This window comes from Natrinema sp. 74, assembly GCF_046097095.1.
Lineage (GTDB): Archaea > Halobacteriota > Halobacteria > Halobacteriales > Natrialbaceae > Natrinema.
Window position 1 is genome coordinate 260783 of sequence record NZ_CP175698.1, and the last position, 22502, is coordinate 283284.

18 protein-coding genes, 1 tRNA gene and 3 rRNA genes are annotated in these 22502 nt (G+C 62.3%); 9 read left to right on the forward strand and 13 right to left on the reverse strand.

Annotation, left to right across the window (positions count from 1 at the left end; genetic code table 11):
• The first annotated feature begins 63 nt into the window (after positions 1 to 63).
• Positions 64 to 981 (forward strand): heme-copper oxidase subunit III, encoded by a 918-nt coding sequence (locus tag ACJ70B_RS01330; RefSeq protein WP_408958621.1) that lies wholly within the window; start codon positions 64 to 66, stop codon positions 979 to 981.
• A gap of 231 nt (positions 982 to 1212) precedes the next feature.
• Positions 1213 to 2037, forward strand: a complete 825-nt coding sequence (locus ACJ70B_RS01335; RefSeq protein WP_408958622.1) for a manganese catalase family protein — start codon at positions 1213 to 1215, stop codon at positions 2035 to 2037.
• A gap of 29 nt (positions 2038 to 2066) precedes the next feature.
• Here the strand turns inward: ACJ70B_RS01335 and ACJ70B_RS01340 are convergent, their stop codons facing one another.
• Together ACJ70B_RS01340 and ACJ70B_RS01345 are read right to left on the reverse strand one after the other, a co-directional pair.
• Positions 2067 to 2645 carry a hypothetical protein gene (locus ACJ70B_RS01340; RefSeq protein ID WP_408958623.1) on the reverse strand — a complete coding sequence of 193 codons (579 nt, stop codon included), beginning with the start codon at positions 2643 to 2645 and terminating at the stop codon, positions 2067 to 2069.
• Positions 2646 to 2647: 2 nt separating this feature from the next.
• Positions 2648 to 4930 (reverse strand): DUF6789 family protein, encoded by a 2283-nt coding sequence (locus tag ACJ70B_RS01345; RefSeq protein WP_408958624.1) that lies wholly within the window; start codon positions 4928 to 4930, stop codon positions 2648 to 2650.
• 219 nt (positions 4931 to 5149) lie between these two features.
• On the opposite strand from ACJ70B_RS01345, the gene coxB reads away from it, so the two are divergent.
• Positions 5150 to 5920 (forward strand): cytochrome c oxidase subunit II, encoded by a 771-nt coding sequence (coxB, locus tag ACJ70B_RS01350; RefSeq protein ID WP_408958625.1) that lies wholly within the window; start codon positions 5150 to 5152, stop codon positions 5918 to 5920.
• A gap of 415 nt (positions 5921 to 6335) precedes the next feature.
• Here the strand turns inward: coxB and ACJ70B_RS01355 are convergent, their stop codons facing one another.
• The 6 genes from ACJ70B_RS01355 to ACJ70B_RS01380 form a co-directional block, all read right to left on the reverse strand.
• The gene (locus ACJ70B_RS01355) at positions 6336 to 6734 is read right to left on the reverse strand and encodes a hypothetical protein (protein WP_408958626.1); all 399 of its coding nucleotides are present in this window, start codon (positions 6732 to 6734) and stop codon (positions 6336 to 6338) included.
• A gap of 197 nt (positions 6735 to 6931) precedes the next feature.
• Positions 6932 to 7053: ribosomal RNA gene (gene rrf, locus ACJ70B_RS01360) — 5S ribosomal RNA — on the reverse strand.
• A gap of 127 nt (positions 7054 to 7180) precedes the next feature.
• A 23S ribosomal RNA gene (locus ACJ70B_RS01365) occupies positions 7181 to 10101 on the reverse strand.
• A 230-nt stretch (positions 10102 to 10331) separates the two neighbouring features.
• A tRNA-Ala gene (locus ACJ70B_RS01370) sits at positions 10332 to 10403 on the reverse strand.
• 135 nt (positions 10404 to 10538) lie between these two features.
• A 16S ribosomal RNA gene (locus tag ACJ70B_RS01375) occupies positions 10539 to 12013 on the reverse strand.
• The 16S, 23S and 5S rRNA genes sit together here with 1 tRNA gene alongside, the layout of an rRNA operon.
• A gap of 1094 nt (positions 12014 to 13107) precedes the next feature.
• Positions 13108 to 13713: a metal-dependent hydrolase gene (locus tag ACJ70B_RS01380; RefSeq protein ID WP_408958627.1), complete on the reverse strand. Its 606-nt coding sequence runs from the start codon at positions 13711 to 13713 to the stop codon at positions 13108 to 13110.
• A gap of 447 nt (positions 13714 to 14160) precedes the next feature.
• On the opposite strand from ACJ70B_RS01380, the gene ACJ70B_RS01385 reads away from it, so the two are divergent.
• The 6 genes from ACJ70B_RS01385 (at position 14161) to ACJ70B_RS01410 (ending at position 18517) form a co-directional block, all read left to right on the forward strand.
• A complete protein-coding gene (locus ACJ70B_RS01385; RefSeq protein ID WP_408958628.1) occupies positions 14161 to 15234 on the forward strand; it encodes an ATP-binding cassette domain-containing protein in 1074 nt (357 codons plus the stop codon).
• The gene (locus ACJ70B_RS01390) at positions 15231 to 16073 is read left to right on the forward strand and encodes an ABC transporter permease (RefSeq protein ID WP_408958629.1); all 843 of its coding nucleotides are present in this window, start codon (positions 15231 to 15233) and stop codon (positions 16071 to 16073) included. Before ACJ70B_RS01385 ends, ACJ70B_RS01390 begins: the two co-directional genes overlap by 4 nt.
• Positions 16074 to 16173: 100 nt before the next feature.
• Positions 16174 to 16395: a hypothetical protein gene (locus tag ACJ70B_RS01395; protein ID WP_408958630.1), complete on the forward strand. Its 222-nt coding sequence runs from the start codon at positions 16174 to 16176 to the stop codon at positions 16393 to 16395.
• Positions 16396 to 16444: 49 nt separating this feature from the next.
• Complete coding sequence (gene hisD / locus ACJ70B_RS01400; protein WP_408958631.1) at positions 16445 to 17737, forward strand: histidinol dehydrogenase; 1293 nt, start codon at positions 16445 to 16447, stop codon at positions 17735 to 17737.
• 91 nt (positions 17738 to 17828) lie between these two features.
• Positions 17829 to 18041, forward strand: coding sequence for a hypothetical protein (locus tag ACJ70B_RS01405; protein WP_408958632.1), 213 nt, complete (start codon positions 17829 to 17831; stop codon positions 18039 to 18041).
• Between the two features lie 101 nt (positions 18042 to 18142).
• Positions 18143 to 18517, forward strand: coding sequence for a HesB/IscA family protein (locus ACJ70B_RS01410; protein ID WP_408958633.1), 375 nt, complete (start codon positions 18143 to 18145; stop codon positions 18515 to 18517).
• 132 nt (positions 18518 to 18649) lie between these two features.
• Here ACJ70B_RS01410 and ACJ70B_RS01415 read toward each other — a convergent pair whose 3' ends face one another.
• The 5 genes from ACJ70B_RS01415 to ACJ70B_RS01435 all read right to left on the reverse strand — a co-directional run bounded on the left by ACJ70B_RS01415 (position 18650) and on the right by ACJ70B_RS01435 (position 22321).
• On the reverse strand, positions 18650 to 18850 hold the full coding sequence (locus ACJ70B_RS01415) for a dodecin (protein ID WP_408958634.1): 201 nt from the start codon (positions 18848 to 18850) through the stop codon (positions 18650 to 18652).
• A gap of 64 nt (positions 18851 to 18914) precedes the next feature.
• On the reverse strand, positions 18915 to 19889 hold the full coding sequence (locus ACJ70B_RS01420; RefSeq protein ID WP_408958635.1) for a M48 family metalloprotease: 975 nt from the start codon (positions 19887 to 19889) through the stop codon (positions 18915 to 18917).
• Between the two features lie 77 nt (positions 19890 to 19966).
• Positions 19967 to 20626: a hypothetical protein gene (locus ACJ70B_RS01425; protein ID WP_408958636.1), complete on the reverse strand. Its 660-nt coding sequence runs from the start codon at positions 20624 to 20626 to the stop codon at positions 19967 to 19969.
• Complete coding sequence (locus ACJ70B_RS01430; protein ID WP_408958637.1) at positions 20610 to 21236, reverse strand: hypothetical protein; 627 nt, start codon at positions 21234 to 21236, stop codon at positions 20610 to 20612. The genes ACJ70B_RS01425 and ACJ70B_RS01430 overlap by 17 nt, the downstream gene beginning before the upstream one ends.
• Positions 21237 to 21337: 101 nt before the next feature.
• Complete coding sequence (locus tag ACJ70B_RS01435; RefSeq protein ID WP_408958638.1) at positions 21338 to 22321, reverse strand: metal-dependent hydrolase; 984 nt, start codon at positions 22319 to 22321, stop codon at positions 21338 to 21340.
• Positions 22322 to 22502: the final 181 nt, after the last annotated feature.

Genomic DNA, 22502 nt, shown 5'->3' on the forward strand with positions numbered 1-22502 from the left:
TAGCGGCTCCATAACGGCGCTCGAGCGGCGATCCTTTTTCCGGCTCGACGTGGGATCGAGAGTATGGACGCTGGCGCATCCGGGGAGCCGTCCAGCGAGCGCGAACGCGCGGGGGACGGCGCGAGCCGCCGGGTTCCCGAAGGGCAGGCACCCGAAGAGTACGGTGACCACCGCGGACGAGGCGATCACGACGACCACGACCACCACCGGAGTCGCTGGCCGCTGATCGCCGCCGTCGGAGCCGGCGGGCTCTACATCGGGTTCGGCGGCTACATCTTCGGGCGAGTGACGGACATCGTCCCGCCGGTGATCGGGGTTGCCCTCGCCGTCGTCGGGACGATCGTCCTGCTGACCGGGATCGCGGGCTGGGTCGAGCAGGCGTTTCTAGCACCCGCTCGCGACGCGCAGGGCGCCCCCAAATCACGGCAGTCGTACGTCTCGACGACGCTGCTCTTTCTCGCCACCGACGTCTCGACGTTCGGCGCGCTGTTTGTCTACTACTTCTTCGTCAGAGTCGGGACGTGGCCGCCCGAAGAATTGCCGCCGCTGCTCGGTTCGCTCGTCGCGATCAACACCGCGCTACTGGTCACCAGCAGCGTCACCTTCCACTTCGCACACGAGGCCCTCGAGTCCGACGACCGGCGGCGCTTCCTCGGACTGCTCGGGACGACCCTCGCGCTCGGGGCCGTCTTCCTCGCCGGGCAGGCCTACGAGTACTACGAGTTCGTCACCGCGGAGGGGTTCACCCTCACGAGCGGTATCTTCGGCAGCGCCTTCTTCGGGCTGACCGGCCTCCACGGCCTCCATGTCACGCTTGGCGTCGGCGGGATTGCCGTCCTCTGCTGGCGAGCGATTCAGGGACAGTACGGCCCGGAACGGGACACGTCCGTCGCGACCGTCTCGCTGTACTGGCACTTCGTCGACGCCGTGTGGCTCTTCCTCGTGGCCGTCCTCTACGTCGGCGCGACGGTGACGGTATGAGAGCGGCCATGGGGCCTAACCGCGTTCCCGATGGCTCGTCCGGATCGGGATCGGTCTCAAGCATCCGGGGCGTCGGCGACTCGCAGTCACAAGCGCGTCAACCGAGCGGCGTCCGAGGCGAGTTCTTCGATTTCATAGAGAGAGTCATGACCGACAATTACCAGCCCGTGAAACGTTCAAATCCGGTCGTAACAGTGGTTTATACCGCTGGCTACCGGCAGGAATCCGTAGATGTTCTTCCAAGAACCAGCGCTTCAATACGAGGTCACCGTCGAAGAGCCGGATCCGCACTTCGCGAAACTCCTGCAACAAGCGATCGGCGGCCAAGAGGGAGAAATGCGCGTCGCCCTCCAGTACATGTTTCAGGCCTGGGCGGTGCCGGAACAGCACACGGAGTACCGAAATCTACTGATGGAAACCGCAGCCGAGGAACTCGGCCACATCGAAATGCTCGCGTCGGCCGTCACGAAAAATCTCCGCGGCTCGTCCAAGAGCATGCGCGACGAAGTCCAAGAGACCACGGAGACGGCCGAGGCGATGACCGCACAAGGGCCGCGGCAGTTCCTCTCGTCCGGCCAGTCGGCGATGCCAGTCGACAGCAACGGGGTCCCCTTCACCGGTAACTACATCGTCGCGTCGGGCAACCTCGCCGGCGACCTCTATGCGAACGTGATGGCCGAATCGACTGGGCGCACCCTCGCGACTCGCCTCTGGGAGTACACCGACGACCCCGGTATGAAGGACATGCTCTCCTACCTGATCGCCCGCGACACGATGCACCAAAACCAGTGGCTTCAGGCGCTGGAAACCCTCGACGATCCGGTCCCTGTCCCCGCGAGCTTCCCCCAAAAGGAGGAAAACCAAGAGTACAACTACACGTTCATGTCGACCCGGCGCGAGGAGCAGCCCGATCCCGAGATGCCGTGGACGCAGGGCGACTCCCCTGACGGCAAGGGCCAGTTCTCCTACGCCGCCCAACAGCCAGGCGACGGCGAAGTCGTCGCACCCGACCCGGACGAGATGACCCACGACGAGCCGAACGCCGGCGGCGACTAGCGTCGGCACCGAATCAACGCACCGGCGGACTACTCCCGATCACCTCGCATCCGCTCTTCGAAACCGGCCATCTTCCGATAGATCGGCGGCGTCAACACGCCGGCGATCCCCACGAGAATCGCAATCCCGCCGATCGGGAACAGCAATGGCTCGGCCGCGAGACAGGAGTTCCGTGACGTGATCTGGACATAGTAGCGTTGCCCCTCGTACGGGATGACGACACCGTCGAACAGCGCCTCCCCGTTCTCGATATCGCCGTCGATCGTCCCCTCCCGAAGCGGGCTCTCGATCGCTTCCTCGAGCGCTCGCCGTTCGGCGGCCGTAAGCTCCTCGGCGGGGAGTTCCCCGACGGTCGCTGGAACGTCGTCGTACTCGTCGACCGGCGTCGCCGTGATCGCCGGGTCGCCACAGAGCCCGACGCTGTTCTGGACGACGACGTACCCACCGATGATCGAGAGTGGCAGTCCGGCGGCGATCAGGAGGACGCCGAGAAACGGCGCGGCGTAGGTCAACACCAGCGATTCCGACTCGGCCGTCGGCTCGGTCGGCCCCGTCTCGTCCGTCGCTGGCGGATCGGCCGGCTCCGGAGGCGCATCGTCGTCGCTCATCGTTACTCGGTCTCCCCCGTCGACGGACGGCGCTGGCGGCCGCCGAGATACGTGATCGTTCCCGCGAGGCCAAGCCCGTAGAGCCAGTGTGCGATCAGGACGAAAACGAGGTACGCGACCAGCTCGAGGCCGGACTGACCACTGTAGAACGCGATCGCGAATCCAGAGGCGATCACGGTCGCGTACCACAGCCCCGTAACGAGCGTGAGCTCGCCCGGCAGATATTCGCCCAGCGAGAGGAACAACAGCGACCAGACCGTCATCCCGCCGACGAGAAAGAGCGCGTAGCCGAGAGCGACGCTCTCGGGCAGCCCGAGGAGCGTCGCGAGGTTCGCGAACGACTCGAGGTCGAACACGCCCAACACCACCGCCGCGAAGAACACGCCCGACATGAGCATCGTTCCGACGAACCCGCCGGTCGCGCCCGCGCCCGCGTCGTTCGCGACGGTGCGGGCGACCGGTTCAATTCGACCGTAGAGCGACGGCGGCCGCTCCTCGCGTGCGGGAACGTACGATGCCCGGACCTCGTCCGGTTCGCTCGGTGGGATTCCGCGTTCGCGCTCGAGTCGATCCTCGAACCACTGCCATTCCGGTGTGAACTGCTCGGTCGCTTTCAGGCTCCAGGGGTCGGCGGTCTCGACCGGCGTTCCCTGGAAATACGACCAAAGCATGTTATACAGCCACATCAAGACGCTGAGACCGATAATGAACGCGCCGACGGTCGCGATGACGTGCAGCGTCGAATACCGCGGCGGATACGTCGCCCACCGGCGGGGGTGCTCGAGGAAGCCAAGCGCCATCAGCGTCATGAACGTCAACGCGGAGCCAGAGACCAGCAGCGACGACTGGAAGAGCGCGAGCCGACGGTCGTACATTCGACCGGTAAGAAGGGGATACCAGTAGTAACTCGCCGCGAACATCATCAGTGGAATGATTCCCATGAGGATGAGGTGGAAGTGACCGACGACGTAATAGGTGCCGTGGTACATGATGTCGACGGGGATCACCGCGAGGAAGATACCAGTGACGCCGCCGACGATGAACAGGCCGATCGAGCCGACACAGAGGATCGTCGGTGCGGCGAGCCTGACGTCACCGTTCCACATCGTGGTGATCCAGTTGAACACCTTGATCGCGCTTGGGACAGCGATCGCGACCGATGTCGCCATGAAACTCACTCGAACGCGCGGATCGACGCCGGTCACGAACATGTGATGGGCCCAGACGCTAAAGGAGAGGACACCGATCGCGATCGTCGAGTAGACGATAAACTTGAACCCGAACAGCTTGCGACCGACGAACTTCGGCAAAATAAGACTCATCAGTCCCGTCGCGGGCAAGAAGATGATGTATACCTCCGGATGGCCCCAGAACCAAAAGAGGTGCTGCCAGAGGATCGGCCCACCGCCCTCCACCGCAAAGAACGTCGTGCCGAAGTTCCGGTCGAACAACAGCATGAGCACGGCGGTTCCGAGCAACGGAAACGCGAAGATGACGATCGCGCTGGTGATCAGCATGTTCCACGAGAAAATGTCGAGATTCGCCCAGCCGATCGACTCGTCGCGCTCGTAAATCACCGTCGTGACGAAGTTGATCGCACCGATCGTGGTAGCGATGCCACTCAGGTGGAGCCCGAGCAGTAAAAAGTTCGTCTGCGGGTTCGGTGCCAGCGACAAGGGTGGATACAGATACCAGCCGATCGCTGGCTCGCGTAACGCGAACAACGCCGTCAGCCAGTCGGCAGGCACCACCAGCGCGAGGACCTTCGCCGTCACCTCGGCGACGATTCCCAATCGGGCGAGCAACAGAGACGGCGGCAACATCCAGAATCCGACGGCGTTAAGCCGCGGAAACGCCATGTCGTCGGCCCCAATTAACAGCGGGAGGAAATAGTTTCCGACCCCGAAAAACACCGGCGTGACGAAGAAGATCAGCATCGTCAGCCCATGCATCGTGAACAGTTCGTTGTACGTCTGCTCCGTCCAGAGGTTCGCCTCCGGCGTCAGCAGATGCGTCCGCATCATCATCGCGTCGATCCCACCCCAAAGCGCCGCGACAGTTCCGAACGCGATGTAGAGCAGGCCGATCTCTCGGTGGTTCGTCGTTGTCGTCCACCGAACAGCGGCCGCCTTCGCATCGGCGAGACCGAACCGCCGGTCGCGGCCCGCGGCATAGCCGCCGTCCGGCGACGGATCGGCACGCAACCGTCGCGCAATCGCTACCGTCACCAGACAGCTGATGGTCACGAGAACGAAAAGCGTGACCTCGACGAGTGCGCGGTTCATCGCTTTTTCCCACCTCCTTTCGATCGACCGCACCGCTCATCGCCGTGCATAGCGATGGTCTCACCACCAGCCCCAATAAAGATCAACTGACGACGCGCTGATTGTCATCCGTTCTAATACGTCTTCTACGGGAATGCGGTCCCTAAAACCGGTACGAACGCGTGACACTTCAACGATCCGTGGCTGCCGTATATCAACACGGCCCTCGAATCCCTGCTAATGGGTCACCGTCGGCGCACAATCGAGACGCTCTCCGTTGTAGTCCTTTTGAGCCTCCTCGCGCTCCCCGGCTCGGTCGCGGCACAGTCGGCGAACCGCGAACTCATCGACGGCCTCGAGTACCAGTTGCTCTACGTCGCTCTTCCGCTTACCCTGTTCGTCCTACTCATCTTGGTCTACGCGGCCGTCAAGTTCCACAACAATGACGATCCACAGCCGACCACGGAGGACCCCGCCCTCGAGATTACCTGGACAGCGGCAACGGCAATCATCCTGCTATTCGTCGGCCTCTCTGGCTACAACGTCCTCATCAACCCCTACGTTTCACCGTCACAGTCGGCCGATATCGACCACGGCCAGCAGGAACTCGACTCGTTCGCAGACCTTCCCGAAACCGACGACCGGGAAGTACACGTTACCGGGTACCAGTGGGAGTGGCAGGCATCATACCCCGGGGCAAACATCACGACCGAAGACGAGATCGTCATCCCCGCTAACGAGAGCGTGACCATCTGGCTCACGAGCGAAGACGTCATCCACTCGCTCTTCGTGCCCGCTCTCGGCGTCAAACAGGACGCCTTCCCCGGCCGCTACACTCGCGCCCGGACCATCGTCTACGAACCGGGGCGCTACAATGTCGTCTGTGCTGAATTCTGCGGCGCCGGCCACTCGTGGATGGAGGGCGAAATCGTCGTCCTCGAGCCCGACACCTACGAGCAGTGGCTCTCGGAGAACGAAGGCACCGTCACCGAGACGCCACAACCCAGTTGAACCGCACTGACGGAGAGAGTAGAAGAGTTAAACGACCGACGACCGTAGACGAACTGCGTGCCTTTAGTCCCCGTCCGAGCCTACCCGTTTGGGTGCGATGACAGCACGGCGAACCCGGGCACGCGACAGTAGCCTCTGGGGACCGTTCGTTCCCCCGCCCGGCACGAGGGTTAGCCAACCGACGCGGCACGCCGCCACAGGATGAGGTTGGACGTTAGTGTTCCGGGCGATATCACCTCCTCGAGAGCCCGTGGGCTGCCGGTCTACTCCCAATCTCGTATCATCGTCGAGAACTACACTCCTCGCTCCGAGCTATAGTAGCAACTGAACGTCATTGCACGCCTGATCGCACGACAGCGTCACGATCAGTATGAATCGTTTCAGTTCTACTAAGACTTCCCTGAGCTGTCGGCGACTAGTGATCGTTGTTCGTCGATTCCGCTAACGGATTGCTGTAAAGGAACGACTCGGTTGCGTTACCGACGATGGAATCCGTTTCTTCGACCTCTCGCGCATGTTCGACGGTCGGGCGGACGACGTGAAAATTAGTCCCGACGACAACGTCGCCGCTTCGTTGGTCGAACGTAACAAACCCGTGTTCCGCTAACTGAGGGAGATGCTTATGAAGGAGCGCTAACGTAATTGCTTCTTTCTCGTCTTCCAAGACGGACTTAAGCGCTTTGTCGTGTTTCCACGCGGCGAGTTGCAAAGCCAACGTGTCGATATTAGCGCGTTCGTTCTCGAGAAAATAGTACAGAACGTACCTCCGATGTGAATCGGACAGTACTCCGTAAATAGCATCGAGATCGGACACGTCTACCCCTGTATCCATAGCTCAGCTTTCCAGAGGTAACAGGATAAGCCCCGTTCCAAAAATATTTGGTGCGGTAGTGAAGGGGTGTTGTGTATACGGACATTTCTCGAGCGGTGTATTGTCAGCGCACAAATGCAGAAAACCCCCATAACACCGGGCAGCGGTGCTATGGGGGTAATGTGGAATGAAGTATGAGTGGATGGCGGCGAAACGGGGTTCCCAGAGGCTCGCGCACTCCAGTACTGGCCGTAACGCAGACAGGCTTATCTTCCGTGTTCGGGATGGGTACGGGAGGAACCCTGCCGCTATGGCCGCCTTAACGCCGATTCACGGAATCGAACCGCGATCATGCCAATATCGGTGGTGTGTTGACCGTAGTGTATGTGTAGTCCAGTTTGCGTCCGGACCCGTTCTCGCGTCACGGATCCAATGCGATGTAGTGTATGAGTGTGTGGCTCGATCGGTTAGTGCTCGCGGGCTCAACGCCTCGTTGCCTTGGCGCGTACACCCCGAGTCTATTGAACTCGTCTTCTACGAGTGATCTCGATGGTATCTCTTTTTCAGGTGGGTTTCGAGCTTAGATGCGTTCAGCTCTTACCCCGTGGTGCGTGGCTGCCCAGCACGTGCTCTCTCGAACAGCTGGTACACCAGTGGCACCCATTCGTAGTTCCTCTCGTACTATACGAACGTTCCCGTCAGATACCGTTACACCCCCAATAGATAGCAGCCGACCTGTCTCACGACGGTCTAAACCCAGCTCACGACCTCCTTTAATAGGCGAACAACCTCACCCTTGCCCGCTTCTGCACGGGCAGGATGGAGGGAACCGACATCGAGGTAGCAAGCCACTCGGTCGATATGTGCTCTTGCGAGTGACGACTCTGTTATCCCTAAGGTAGCTTTTCTGTCAGCAATCGCCCGCATCAAGCAGGCTGATTGGTTCGCTAGACCACGCTTTCGCGTCAGCGTCCGTCGTTGTGCCGGACACTGTCAGACTTCCTTATGCTCTTGCGCTCTTTCCCGCGTCTCCGACACGGGTGAGGAAATCTTGGGGCGCGCCCGATATCTTTTCAGGCGCGTACCGCCCCAGTCAAACTGCCCGGCTACCAGTGTCCTCCGCCAGGAGTGAGAGTCGCAGTCACCATCGGGTAGTATTTCAATGCTGCCTCGGTGGCCCGCTAGCGCGGGTACCTGTGTAACGGCTCCTACCTATGCTGCACAATGGCGACCACGTCTCAGTGACAGCCTGCAGTAAAGCTCTATAGGGTCTTCGCTTCCCCTTGGGGGTCTCCAGACTCCGCACTGGAACGTACAGTTCACCGGGCCCAACGTTGGGACAGTGACGCTCTCGTTGATCCATTCATGCAAGCCGCTACTGAAGCGGCAAGGTACTACGCTACCTTAAGAGGGTCATAGTTACCCCCGCCGTTAACAGGTCCTTCGTCCCCTTGTACGGGGTGTTCAGATACCTGCACTGGGCAGGATTCAGTGACCGTACGAGTCCTTGCGGATTTGCGGTCACCTATGTTGTTACTAGACAGTCGGAGCGTCCGAGTCACTGCGACCTGCCTCTTCGCGAGGCAGGCATCCCTTATTGCGAACGTACGGGACTAACTTGCCGAATTCCCTAACGTCGGTTACTCCCGACAGACCTTGGCTTTCGCCGCCACGAGTACCTGTGTCGGATCTCGGTACGGACAGTGTGCTTGCCTTTTCACGGGCTCTAGGTTGACCTCTCTTGCGCTATCCAGCCATTCGATCGCTTCGTGCCATTACGGCTTCCACGAGCTTCGACTGTTCGACCGGGCGAAAGCCCGGTAGAGGCGGCCCCAAAGCGTCGGCTTTGAGTGCACACTGGCATAGGAATATTAACCTATTTCCCTGTTGTCTGCTTCGACTTACGGGCAGACTTAGGACCGGCTAACCCTCAGCTGATCAGCATTGCTGAGGAACCCTTACTCGTTCGGCCGTCGGGGTTCTAACCCGACTAACGCTGCTACTATGACCAGGATTTTCGTTACTGAACGGTCCACACGAGCTCTCGCCCGTGCTTCCATCCGAACAGAACGCCAACCTACAGGATCATCCTTTGACGGATGCCGCTAGGTCTCGGTGGTGGATTTGAGCCCCGATCATTTTGGGCGCCTCAAACCTCGGCCGGTAAGCTGTTACGCTTTTCTTAGAGGGTAGCTGCTTCTAAGCTCACCTCCCGGCTGTCTAGGGCTTGAGACCACCTTCGATCGCACTTAATCCACACTTGGGGACCTTAACCCAGCTCTGGGTTGTCTCCCTCACGGTACACAGGCTTACCCCGCGCACCGAACTCCCTGCGTCAAACGGCGTTCGTAAGTTTGGAGTTGGACAGGGGGGCGCACTCCTCTCGGAGTGCGGTCCCCCAATCCGTCGCTCTACCTCACGAACTACCTCGGCAGAGGTGATGCTTCGACATCTTTCGGTTGGAACCAGCTGTTTCCGGACTCGATGGGCCTTTCACCCCTACACAAAGGTCACGAGAGGGTATTGTAGGACACCAACTCTAACAGGCCTCCACGTGCCTTTCGGCACGCTTCACCTTGCCCTTGCGTAGATCGTCCGGTTTCGGGTTGTACCCGTTTGACTCCCCGCGCTTGAACACGGCGGCCCTCATGCAAAGCACTGCGGCCATGTCGGTTTCCCTACGCCTTCCTCGATGATCGAGTTAGACTCGTCAAACAGGCACACTCCCTGGTTCGTTTTTCAAAACGTACGACGGAACTTCGGCTTCCTCACCGTTCTACTAGTAGCTCGCGCTACGGTCGTTTTGGAGAGGACCTTGTAAGCCCCGTCGCTCAATCGCCAACTGATTTCACGCCCTATTGCACCTCCCTTCGTGGGGTGCTTTTCAGCGTTCGCTCACGCTACTTGTTCGCTATCGGTCTTGAGGAGTGTTTAGTCTTCGCGGTCGATGCCCGCGAGATTCACGAGGGATATCCAACCCCCGCTACTCTGGAGCTGACGCACAACGTACTTGGGTACGGTACGGGACTATCACCCTGTTTCGTGCTCCGTTCCAGGAGACTTCGCGTAACCGTTCTGTTGCTGAGAGTCAGTCCGAACACCACATTGCCCGTGAAGGCTTCGGTTTGGACTGTATCGCGTTCTTTCGCCAATACTAACGACATCGCGTTTGCTTTCTTTTCCTGTCGGTACTAAGATGTTTCAATTCCCGACGTTCCCCATTGCGCGAAGCAATTGCGGTGGGGATTCCCATTCGGAGATCCTATGTTCTTCGCCTCCGTGCGGCTCCCATAGGCTTATCGCAGCTTGGCACGTCCTTCTTCAGCTCTCAAGCCGAGCGATCCACCAGCTGGCACAGTAGCCACGTTCATCGGATCGGCAGTTGCACGAGGTGCAACTACGTAGTGACCCGGGAACGGGTCCAGTGGACGCCTGGACTACACGTACACACGGTCTCATTTGCAGCGCTTGGAGACTGCCAAGCGTGCATTAACCCTTCCCACCCACGTTTGCACGGGGTGGTGCATCGGTTTTCGTTCGGATTCAATCCTCGGACCCTGACCCACTTAAGGGGCACGATCCGTGATTTCCTCCGAGTGATGGACCCACAGGGATTCGAACCCTGGGCATCCTCCTTGCAAAGGAGGCACTCTACCACTGAGCTATGGGCCCACGCCCGCCGGATGGCGGGCAGGGAGTGAAGTGTTAGCCTTGGTAGTTCAAAGGTGCCCGATCGGCCGGTCGGACGAGTGCGGTCGACCGAACGTGGACGGTGGTGGGCTGGGGCGTCGCCCCAGTCCCGGTCTGTGGAGGTGATCCAGCCGCAGATTCCCCTACGGCTACCTTGTTACGACTTAAGCCCCCTTGCGGAGCCCAGATTCGACCGACGTTGCGCCGGCCTCATCCGGACCCCACTCGGGTGCTTTGACGGGCGGTGTGTGCAAGGAGCAGGGACGTATTCACCGCCGTCTTCTGAACGGCGATTACTACCGAATCCAGCTTCATGAGGACGGGTTTCAGTCCTCAATCCGAACTACGACCAAGTTTCGGAGATTAGCGTCCCCTTTCGGGGTTGCATCCCACTGTCTTGGCCATTGTAGCCCGCGTGTCGCCCAGCACATTCGGGGCATACTGACCTACCGTTGCCCGTTCCTTCCTCCAGTTTGGCACTGGCAGTCCTCCTAATGTACCCAACCACCACAAGGGTGTTGCTGGCAATTAGGAGTGCGGGTCTCGCTCGTTGCCTGACTTAACAGGACGCCTCACGGTACGAGCTGACGGCGGCCATGCACCTCCTCTCAATGGCTCCAGTAAGGTCATCAACCTGACCTTCACAGCACATTGTCGATGCTGGTGAGATGTCCGGCGTTGAGTCCAATTAAACCGCAGGCTCCTCCGGTTGTAGTGCTCCCCCGCCAATTCCTTTAAGTTTCATCCTTGCGGACGTACTTCCCAGGCGGTCTGCTTCACGGCTTCCCTACGGCACAGCACTGGCTCGTAGCCAGTGCCACACCTAGCAGACATCGTTTACAGCTCGGACTACCCGGGTATCTAATCCGGTTCGTGACCCGAGCTTTCGTCCCTCACCGTCGGATCCGTCTTTCCAGAGCGCTTTCGCCACCGGTGGTCCGTCCAGGATTACGGGATTTCACTCCTACCCCGGACGTACCCTCTGGATCTTCCGGTCCCAAGCCACGCAGTTTCTACCGGACGCCCGCGCGTTGAGCGCGCGGATTTCCCGATGGACTTGCGTGGCCAGCTACGGACGCTTTAGGCCCAATAAGAGCGGTCATCACTTGTGCTGCCGGTATTACCGCGGCGGCTGGCACCGGTCTTGCCCAGCACTTATTCTACGACCACCTTACGGTCGTGAAAAGCGAGGACTATATGCCCTCGCACTTGGAGTCCCCTTATCGCACTCGCGTGCAGTGTAAAGGTTTCGCGCCTGCTGCGCCCCGTAGGGCCCGGAATCTTGTCTCAGATTCCGTCTCCGGGCTCTTGCTCTCACAACCCGTACCGATTATGGGCACGGTGGGCCGTTACCCCACCGTCTACCTAATCGGCCGCAGCCACATCCTATGGCGCCGGAGCGTTTCGCGTTCACGCCAGTTCCAGGCTGTGAACGGTATTCCGAATTAGCCTCAGTTTCCCGAGGTTATTCGGATCCATAGGGTAGTTTGGCCACGTGTTACTGAGCTATCTGCTACGAGTCTAAGCTCGTGCAACTAGCATGGCTAAATCGGACTCCAATAGCAATGACCTCCGGCAGGATCAACCGGAATGCTCTTCCCCGGCAGAGCCGGGGAGGTTGGCGGTGAATGTAGGTACACACTCACACTTTGCTATGGTCCACGTTCGGTGACACGCAGTCGGTCGCGATGACCGGTCGGGCGTCACCGAACTACCAAGGCTAACATCAGATCCCATCTGTACGGCGGACCGCAGGGGTGAGATCCTCATTTCCTTCGGACGTGTTTGTAGGCCATCGGGAGTATATAACCCCTTCGAACCTCACACCGTCCGAGATGGCGGCTCGCAGTGAGCGAGTCGCCGTCACGTTCCTATCCGAATGTCCTCGTACACTTAAGGGCATCGGATCGTTCCTTTGCTGGAAATCGCATCCAGCGAGGACTTTCGCGTGTTCTGAAGTACGCGCCCAGAGTATATAAGGGCATCGTACTGAGACACCGATATTTGGCGTCAGACGCGATCGATCCGAACACCCCTCGAGACGATCCACGGACGAACCGGGATCGTGACGAGGGAACGGATAGTTTCCTACCTCCGTGCCGGGGAACGGCCGGAGGGAACGTGGCGGCGTGCGCCACGTCGTTCGCATTAGTATCGAAGCCCCGGTCCATACATAAGGGCGTCGTCTCGACCCTGCATTGGCCACCGTTGGCATTCAACTGTGCGAGGGGTCTGCGACCGGAAAAGAAGTATTACTCTCCGCCAAAGAGTGGTAGTGACACAGCCGTTCGTTCACTATCAGGATCTGGAGGGCCAGATTCCGGCTCTGCCCTCGAGGCGCGCGACCGCTTTAGTCTCGAGCGATACGTCCCTCGATATGAATCACCGGGGCCGATCCCGGAGACAGTCATCACTTGGCGTAATCGGGTAGCGGCTGGAATATCTCGAAGACGATCGAGCGCGCTCACGTTACGCGTACCGTTGCTTACTGGCGGTACTGGTCGCGAGCGAAGTCGGTCCGGGCGGTGAACGGATCGTTCTTGCCGCCGGTTGCCGAGATCGTAACGGCAATCGGTTTTGAGGTGGGGACGGCAGGTCAGAAACGCGACGCCGGCGAGTCCCCGACCGAGGATCGATACGAGCCAACGGCTGCTCAAGTCGCTCTCGGACTCGAGGTCGAGATGGGTCATCGATTCGATCGCGAGCCGTTCAGTTCCGAGAGGAGCCGTTTACCGCCGAGCAGGCACTGTCGGAGCACCGGCGCGCCGTCATAGAGCCAGAGCGAGAAGGCGAACGCCGCTAGCCCGAACTGAGTCCAGACGTATGTCGAGACATCTCCTGCGAGGAGCGTCGATAGATAGCGTCCGAACAGCGTTTCGAACGACTCGAGGAACCCTCGGCTGGGCGGGCGTCCCGCGACGGTCTCGACCGGCCAGAGCATGAGCTCGAACTGGACGATACCCTGGCTAACGTAGGAGTAGAGGAGATCGGCGGGGGGATGCAGCAACGAGCCGACGGTGAAGGCGAGACCGGTCCGCGGACGGCCGGCCATGGCCGTGACGGTTCCGACAGTGATCGAGAGCGGGACGAGGAAAAACACCGAGTGGCCGATGGCGTACCCCGCGTCGAAGACACCGAACTCCCATGCGAGGGGTTTGTCGATCAGGTCCGGAAGGGTCGACGCCAGCACGACGGTGAACGCCTCGAGTCCGCTGGGTGAGTCGCGAAAGACGAGGTGACAGCACACCGAATAGGCAAGGTAGCCGACAATCGCGTGTTCCCATGGCCACATGAGTCGGAGGTGCGGTGGACGCGGAATAGTTATACAGCGCCTGCCGTGCCGGACGAGCGCGACCGCGTATTCTCGCAGAGCGGAACGAACCGAAACGTCATCGATAGCCGGTTCGGGCCCGAGAAAGGGATGGTACGAGTCGCGTACATCGATCGGTTCCGACAGACGACGGCCAAGCTGTGGGAGTATCGCGAACGAGCGTGCGTGACGACGGTGTGTTCGCGTTCGAACGCCGGCCGATCCGGGAGACTGTGTGAGTACTCCGCGACCGTCTCGAGTACGAACCGATCGGGCCGGAGCCGGCTCCGTTCCGGGACCACTTGTACACACGGGCCAGACGCGACCGCAGATCGGTCGAGGAGGGACGAGCACCGATGATTCGAATCGCGAAAGAATGAATCTGGTTTGAACTCGCAGCTATATCCCGCTGGTCGCCTAAAGACGACTGTGACCGACTACGCAATCGAGGCCCGGAACGTGGCGGTGACGTACGCGGACGGGACCGAAGCGGTTCGCGGCGTCGACCTGCTCGTCGACGAGGGGGAGTTCTTCGGTTTCCTCGGCCCGAACGGCGCGGGGAAGACGACGGTGATCAAGACGCTGGTGACGCTGTTGCGACCGACGGGTGGCTCGGTGGAGGTCAACGGGATCGACGCGATCGCCGACCCACACAGCGTACGCGCGACGGTCGGTTACATGGCCCAGGAGACGAGTATCGATCCTGAGCTGACGGCCCACGAGAACCTCCGGTTCGCCTGTGACGCCTACGGAGTGCCGAAAGCGGATCGGACCGACCGGATCGACGAATTGCTCGAGCTCGTCGAACTGACCGACGTGGCGGACAAGGTCGCCGACGATTTCTCGGGCGGGATGAAAAAGCGCCTCGACGCGGCGACCGCGCTGGTCCACCGGCCGCAACTGGTGTTCCTCGATGAGCCGACGACCGGGCTCGATCCGGCCGCGCGAAATCGCCTCTGGGAGTACTTCCGTCGAATCAACGACGAGGGAACGACCGTCTTGCTGACGACACAGTACTTGGAGGAGGCAGATCAGCTGTGCGACCGGCTATCCGTGATCCAGCGCGGGCGGGTCGTCGCCGAAGGGTCGCCCGCCGGGTTGAAACGCCGCGTCGGCGGCGAGATTCTCGGCGTCGAATTGGCCGATCCCGACGCGAGTGATCGGGCGGCGACGGTCGCTCGCGACGAGGAACTGTTCGCGGAAGGCGCGACGGTTGAGCGGACGGAGTCGGGAATCGAAGTGACCGCTCGCGACGCGCGGACGCGCGGAACAGATCTATTGGTGGCGCTCCGTGACGCCGGCATCGACGTGGTCGGGTTCGACGTTCGGGCGCCGACGCTCGACGACGTATTCCTCGCCGTGACCGACGAGACCCCAGACATGACGGGAGGTGCCGAAGGAGAGCCGACGGCGGCCGACACCACGCGGTCGGAGCCGATCGGCGACGGTGGTGACACCGATGGCGACGGAAACGAAACCGGCCGAACGGGGAGAGACCGATGAGTACGCCGAACGTTGACCGCCACGGCGGTGGATTCGCGAGCGACGTGCGAGTCACGTTCGTCCGGTGGACGATCAAATCCGTCCGAAACCCGTTCGTCCTCGTCGTCTCGCTGGTTCAGCCGATCATCTTCCTCGTGTTGTTCACGCAGGTGTTCGGCGGCGTAGCGACGGGTGCATTGCCGGGAATCACCTACGAAACGTACCTCGTCCCGGCGATCGTGATCCAGGTGGCGCTGGTCGCGGCCGCGACCTCGGGTATCGGACTGGTCAACGACATCGAGACTGGCATGTTCGAGAAGATTCTGGTCAGCCCGATGAACCGGACCGCCGTTTTCCTGGGGAAGACGCTGGCCGAGGTCGTCCGCATCGTCGCTCAGGTGACGATCGTGCTAGGACTTGGTGTCCTGCTCGGCGCCGAGATCGAGACGGGACTGGCGGGCGCTGTTGCGATCGCGGGCATCTGCGTCATCTTCTCGGTCTGGTTCACCGCGTTCTCGAATGTGTTAGCGGTCGTGACTCGAGACGAGGAGTCGACGATCATCGGGGCAAACCTGTTGCAACTGCCCCTGCTATTCGTCTCGAGTGCGTTCCTGCCGCTGCCGGCGCTGCCGGAGTGGATCCAGACGGTCGCGACGTTTAACCCGATCACCTACGGCGTCGATGCTGCTCGCGCGGTGATGCTCGGGGAGGATACGATGACGGTCATCGAGATCACGCGGTTCGAGGGGATGTGGAACACGCTCGTCCCCGCGCTGGCCGTCCTCGTCGGACTCGCGCTGACGTTCGGGTCGGTGGCCGTCTACGCCATCGGCCGCGCCGCAAGCGCCGACGTACAGTGACGGCACTCGAGAGAGACGCGGAACTCGAGCCGTCGACGCAGACGCGGGAAGCGATGGGAACAACCGACATCGTTTAGCGATAGTGCCCGTAGGAGGAGATATGGACCGATCGGGATTCGTCAAACTCGCGCTCATCGCGTTCGGACTGGTGATCGTGAGCTTCGTCGTTCGCGGGCTCAGTCGGATCTTCCTCGAGGTCGGGATTTCGAACCTCCTGCAGGCACCGTTCGCGCTCGTCGGTTTCGGCCTCCTCGTCTATCTGTTCGTCAGGGCGACGCTCGACGCAGTGGGGATCTGGAACGTGGAGAACCCGGACGCCTGAACCCACCTGGAAGGAAACCGTTTTTCGCCCGCCGCTCGAATCCGAAGTCATGACAATCGACGTGCAGGCGATCGCCGACCTTGGGCCGACCGACCGCACGGCCTTCTTCGAACGCGACGCCGGCATCGAGGCCGTCGAGGATGACGTTCGCGGGATCGTCGACCGGGTCCGCGAGGAGGGCGACGTCGCCGTCCGCGACTTTACGAGCGACTTCGACGGCGTCGAACTCGGCAACATAGAAATTACCGACGCCTGCGAACGGGCCTCCGACGAGATAGACGACGAGATCCGGGAAGCAATCGAGACCGCTGTGGCGAACGTCCGCGAGTTCCACGAGGCTCAACGTCCGGAGGACTGGCGGCGTGAGTTCGGCGACGGGCGCACGTTGGGGCGGCGCTTTCGGCCCCTCGAGCGCGTCGGCGTCTACGTCCCCGGCGGCTCGGCGGCCTACCCCTCGAGTGCGATCATGGGGATCGTCCCGGCGGTCGTCGCCGGCGTCGAGCACGTCGCGGTCGTCACGCCGCCGGCCGAGGAGTTAAATCCCGTCACGCTGGCGGCCATCGACGCCGCGGGCGCGGACGTCGTCTACAGCGTCGGCGGCGCGCAGGCGATCGCGGGGCTGGCCTACGGGACGGAGACGATCGACCGCGTCCAGAAGATCGTCGGCCCGGGGAACAAGTGGGTGACCGCGGCCAAGGCCGCGGTCCGCGGCGACGTCGAAATCGACTTCCTCGCGGGGCCGAGCGAGGTCGTCGTGGTCGCCGACGGGAGCGCAGCCCCCGAACTGGTCGCCGCCGAACTCGTCGCACAGGCCGAACACGACCCCAACGCCTCGGTCGTCGCCGTCACCGACGACGAAGCGACCGCCGACGCCGTGGCCGACGCGGTCGACGAGCAGGCGAGCGAACGCGAGCGCGAAGACGTGATCCGCGATGCGCTTGCAAACGACGCAAGCGGGGTCCTGCTTGCCCGCTCGATGAGCGAGGCCATCCTCTTTACGGAGGAGTACGCCCCCGAGCACCTCTCGGTCATCGCCGGTGACGACGAATCGATCGTCGACCGAATCGACAGCGCGGGCAGCGTCTTCCTCGGGCCGAACACCCCCGTCGCGGCCGGGGACTACGCCAGCGGTACCAACCACGTCCTGCCGACCAACGGCGGCGCGCGTGTAACCGGCGGACTCTCCGTCGAGACGTTCCTCCGGTCGACGACGGTCCAGCGCCTCTCGAGCAAAGGATTGGCCGACTTAGGCGAGACGATCACAACCCTCGCCGACGCCGAGGGACTCGAGGCCCACGCCGAGAGCGTTCGCTGCCGACTCGACGAGGAGGATGATCCATAGCGGACGGTAATATCATATTGTTCGGCGGCGGTCATACGTTATCGAACCGTAAACTGGTTTTACGTAGCTGGAGGACGGAAGGAGAGACGAGATGGAACCGCGTGTCGATCCGACGGACGGGCGTGTCCTCGAGCGCAACTACGACTACGCACAGAAGAACGTGCGGCTCCTCTCGATGTGGTACGGCTGTGAGTTAGAACGGATGCTCGAGTTGCTGGCGGAACACGACATCGAGCTCTCGCGAAACGACGAGCGACAGTTCGGGACCTACTACCGATCGTTCCGGCGGCGATCGAACTGCTAACGACCGGGATCGGCTACCGAAACGGAACGTCCCGACTTCGGCTGACCCGTCCGTGTTCGAATGGCGTCACAGTTAACACCGTCGCGCCGAAAGGTGCTCGTATGAGCACGGACAGTATGGACGGCGGATCGGCCGACGCACGACCGGAGATTGAGGTGACCGAGGACGCGGCCGAACAGGCACTCTCCTTGCTCGAGGGCGAGGGTCTCGACGCGGGGGAAGCCGGTCTCCGCCTGTTCGTCCAGCAGGGCGGCTGTGCCGGCCTCTCCTATGGCATGCGATTCGACGATGCGCCGGACGAGGACGACACGATCTACGAACACCACGAGCTGCGCGTGTTCGTCGATCCGGCGAGCCTGAAATACATCGAGGGGAGCGTCCTCGACTACGAGAACGGGCTGCAGTCCGAAGGGTTCCACGTGGACAACCCGAACGTCGTCAGCGAGTGCGGCTGTGGCGAATCGTTCCGAACGTAACCACCGTCCGGTCGTCCGGCACCGTCTCGTACCGCGCTTGCGTTCTCCTGCTTTCGCGCCGATAGCGGGGCTATTCGACGGTCCGATCGGAAAAGCGAGACGGCCGTGAGAGCCGCGGGCGTCGCGGTCAGCTTACTCCTCGAGTTCGAATGCGACGGTGACTTCGGCCTGGTACTCGCGATCCTCGGCGCTGGCGATCTCGACGCCGAGTTCGTCGACCTCGATCCAGTGGACGTTCTCGAGGGTCGCTTCGGCGCGGTCGATGGCGTCGTCGGCGGCGGCATCGAAGCTCTCGGGGCTGGTACCGATGAGCGTGATTTTCTTGAAGACCATGGCCGGATGCACTACGCCACACGGCGACGTAAAACTGGCCGTCGGTTGCACCGACAGCGGCCGGCTATCCGTCGCGTTCGAGTGCCGCCAGCGATTCGATTCGGTCCACCGTCGGCGGGTGCGTGTCGAAGAGATACCGCTTGAGGCGGTGGAACCGTGTCCTGAGCCACCAGTAGGAAGGCTCGATATCGCCCTCGGGTCCGAGCATGATCTTCTCGAGTGCCTTCGGTTCGAGCGGGAGTACCGACAGCGAAGAGACCCCCGACGCTTCGCGAAGATCGCGAGTCGGCGTGTCGGCGATTTCCCGATCGAGTTGCTCGAGCGCGCTGGCGAGGGCGGCGGGCGAACCGGTCACCGCCGCGGCCGCTCGATCGGCCGCTCGTTCTCTGGCGCGAGAGAAGCGGGCGGTGAGCGTTCGCCCGACAACCCATACCACGCTCGACAAGATGCCGAGTGGGAGGGTAACGATCCCAAGCGGTCCCGGATCGTCCAGCCGTTCGATCCGCGATCGGAGCCCATCAGCGAGGACGACCGGCAGTGAAACGATCGTCACGACCATCGCATCCCGGTTTTTCACGTGGGCGAGTTCGTGTGCGATCACCGACTCGAGTTCGCGATCGTCGAGCGCGTTGATCGTGCCAAGCGAGAGGATGAGGGAAACCGAATCAGGGTGGAATCCGACGGCCAGGGCTTCGGGCGCATCGCGCTCCGAGACGGCGATCGTCGGTACGGGCACGTCGAGTTGCGCGGCGACGCGCGTCGTCGTCCGGTAGAGCTCCGGGGCCGTCTCTCGGTCGACCGGGTGGGCGTCAGCGAGTCGCCCGATCGTCTCGAGCTGTCTGTACTCGAGCCAGCCGATAGCCAGCAGCGTGACGGCGGTACTCACGATCGCGATCCGGGTGGCGAATCCGATTCCGAAAAGCGAAAGCACGCCGTAGAAGACGGCCCAGACGCCGACGAGTAACATGGCCGTGACGAACAAGAGTCCGAAGAGGACAGCGACCATTCGTAGCTGAAGCGTGGTCGGTCTGGCGGCCATAGGGGGACCGAACATCTGATACATGAAATTTGTTACTGTATTGACCCGACTGGCACTGGTCCGCTGAACGCGGCAAATCAGTCGGCCCGCGACTCGAGGCGTCTGCGGATCGCTCCCGAGACGTCGGTGAGATAAGCTCCGCCCCATATCGCGACGACGATCGCACCGATGGAATTGAAGATGAAGTCGAGCATCGTATCGCCGAGGCCATACTGCGTGAGGACGGGCCGCGTTCCCAGCGCCTCGGCCGACAGCGAGATGGCGAACTCGAGGATTTCCCAGAGGACGCCGAAGGCGATGACGAACAGCAGGATAAACACCGAGATGAATTTCGGCGGGAGGTGGACCCCCTCGGCGTGTTCATCGAACGCGCGGACGGTGGCGTACCCCACACCGGCGACCAGCGATGCCGACAGCGCGTGGGTCATGTGGTCCCACCACCAGATATCGGTGTAGAGAGTGCGTGTCGACCCCGGCAGTCCAACGGTACCGAACGCGTGGAGGAAGACGGCGGTGGTGATCCACAGCGTGAGTCGCGGGTCCATCGGAATCTCGTAGTCGCGCTCGAGGAGCGGGGGAAGCTGGGTGACGGCCAGCGCAACGCCGGTGTTGATCACGATTCCGCCGTTACCGCGGTCGACACCGACGAACAGCATGCCGACCAGACCGAGCTCCATGAGATAGGTGAGCTGACGCTGGCGCTGCGGGGAGGCGAGCTGGCTATCGCGACCGCGCATCGTCCACCTCCGCGGTCAGTGTGACCTCCTCGGGCAGCCGCTGGCCGGGCGATGCGAGGCGTCTGAAGTAGAGTTCGAAGATGGTCCCTGCACCGATGCCGGCAACGGCGGAGTAGACGAACTCCCACATCACCGCATCGTGGTCGGCCGTGAACGGCACGCCGAGCGTTTTCCACGCGCTCCACCGGAGTACCGCCCATAGTCCCGCCGCGGCCATCGTTCCGACGACGACGAGGACGACGGCGAAGCCGGCCGTCATCCGCACGGGCGTGAACGACTGGAGTTCGACGGCGAGGACGAGCGCGATGGCCGCGACCGACAGGTACGCGGCGAAGTGGCCGGTCAATCGGTCGGCACCGATCGCCATCCCCAGGACCGGGAGCGCGGCCAATAGCAGCACCTCCCAGGGAAGCATCGCCTGCGGCGAGCGGAAGGTGACCGGCGGAAGCACCGCCAACGCCACGAGCGTCGTCGCGAACGTCGCCCACAGAACGCCGCCCGTTAGCAGTTCGACGAGGCCGATCATGCCGATCGCGGTGGTCAGCACCCACGCGACCACCGCGTTAGTGCGGCCGTCGGTAATCAGCCCCTCGAGCGTAGTCTCTGACACAGTGGTTCGTACTAACTGTTCTCACAAAAACGTATGTCGTCGCTGGTTGAAACGTCGCTGCGATGGCCCACGATGGCCCTCGATGTCCCCGTCGAGGCCGTTTACGTGGGAACGACGAGCAGTAGGTAGATGGCCGCGTACGCGGCGAGTGCGACCGTCACCGCGGTCACGGCCGTCACCGCAGCCTCGAGAACCGCGTCGGCCGACGGCGTCGCGTACCAGAGACGGCCGAACCCCGACGATGGCGCGCCGCGAACGGCCCCGCAGACGAGCCCGACGCCGAGGATGGAGAAGACGAAGTGGTAGGAGACCTCGAGCGTCGGCGGCGTCACGGCGAGCGCGGCGATCCCGTAGGCCGCACCGACGGCGGCCCGCCGGTCGACGGAGCCGAGGATCGATCGATCGGTGAGTCGGCAGATCGCCACGAGCGCGAACGCGATGGCGGCGAGTTCGATCGCGAACGCGCCGAGCAAGTGCAGCGTCGGATCCGGGTGGAGGACAATGCGCGACTCGAGGACCGGCGGGCCGATGGGAAAGAGCAGATCGGGTGGTGAGCCGGTGACGAGGTCGCCCCACGGGTGCGACCAGAGACCCCAGAGCGCCGCGATGCCGACCGTCGACGCTGGGAGGGTCGTCCACTTGGCAGTCACGCGTGCGACGGCGACGCCGCTGCCGACGAACAACACCGTGACGAGCGCAGCCAGCGACCCACCGGCGACGAACGCGACGACCACGAGCGCTGCAAGGAGTCCGCCGGCGAGTCCTCGAGCGAGCTGTGCACGCTCGTTACGGGCGCGGACGGCCGCCAGTCCGAACGCCGGCGCTGCGACCGCGCCGACGACCAGCGAGTGCGTGACCGAACGGTGGACGGCGCGGCTCGCGTTCCAGAACGCCGTCGGTGCGCCGACCGATCCGCTCGCGGCGTCCGCGAGACCGACAACGGCGTACGCCACGTCGATATCAGGAATCGCGGCGAACAGGCCCGCGATGACGCCGACGAGGAGCGCCCGATGGGCGTTCCAGCCGCGTCGCTCGGCGACCAGCGCCGCGACGGCGAACGCGAAGAGGGCGTGACCGATGAACACGACAGGTCGAGTACGAGAGTCGGCGTCTTAAGCTACTCGCAGGTGTGTGAGCAGGTAGCAACGACCACCACTAGTCCCACAGCCGTCGTTCGAATCCGAGACGATCGGCCGCCGAGCCCGATGGGCCGTGGGTGGTTCGCCGCTGTCGGTACATCTTTGCGGGTGGCAAGTGAGCACACGC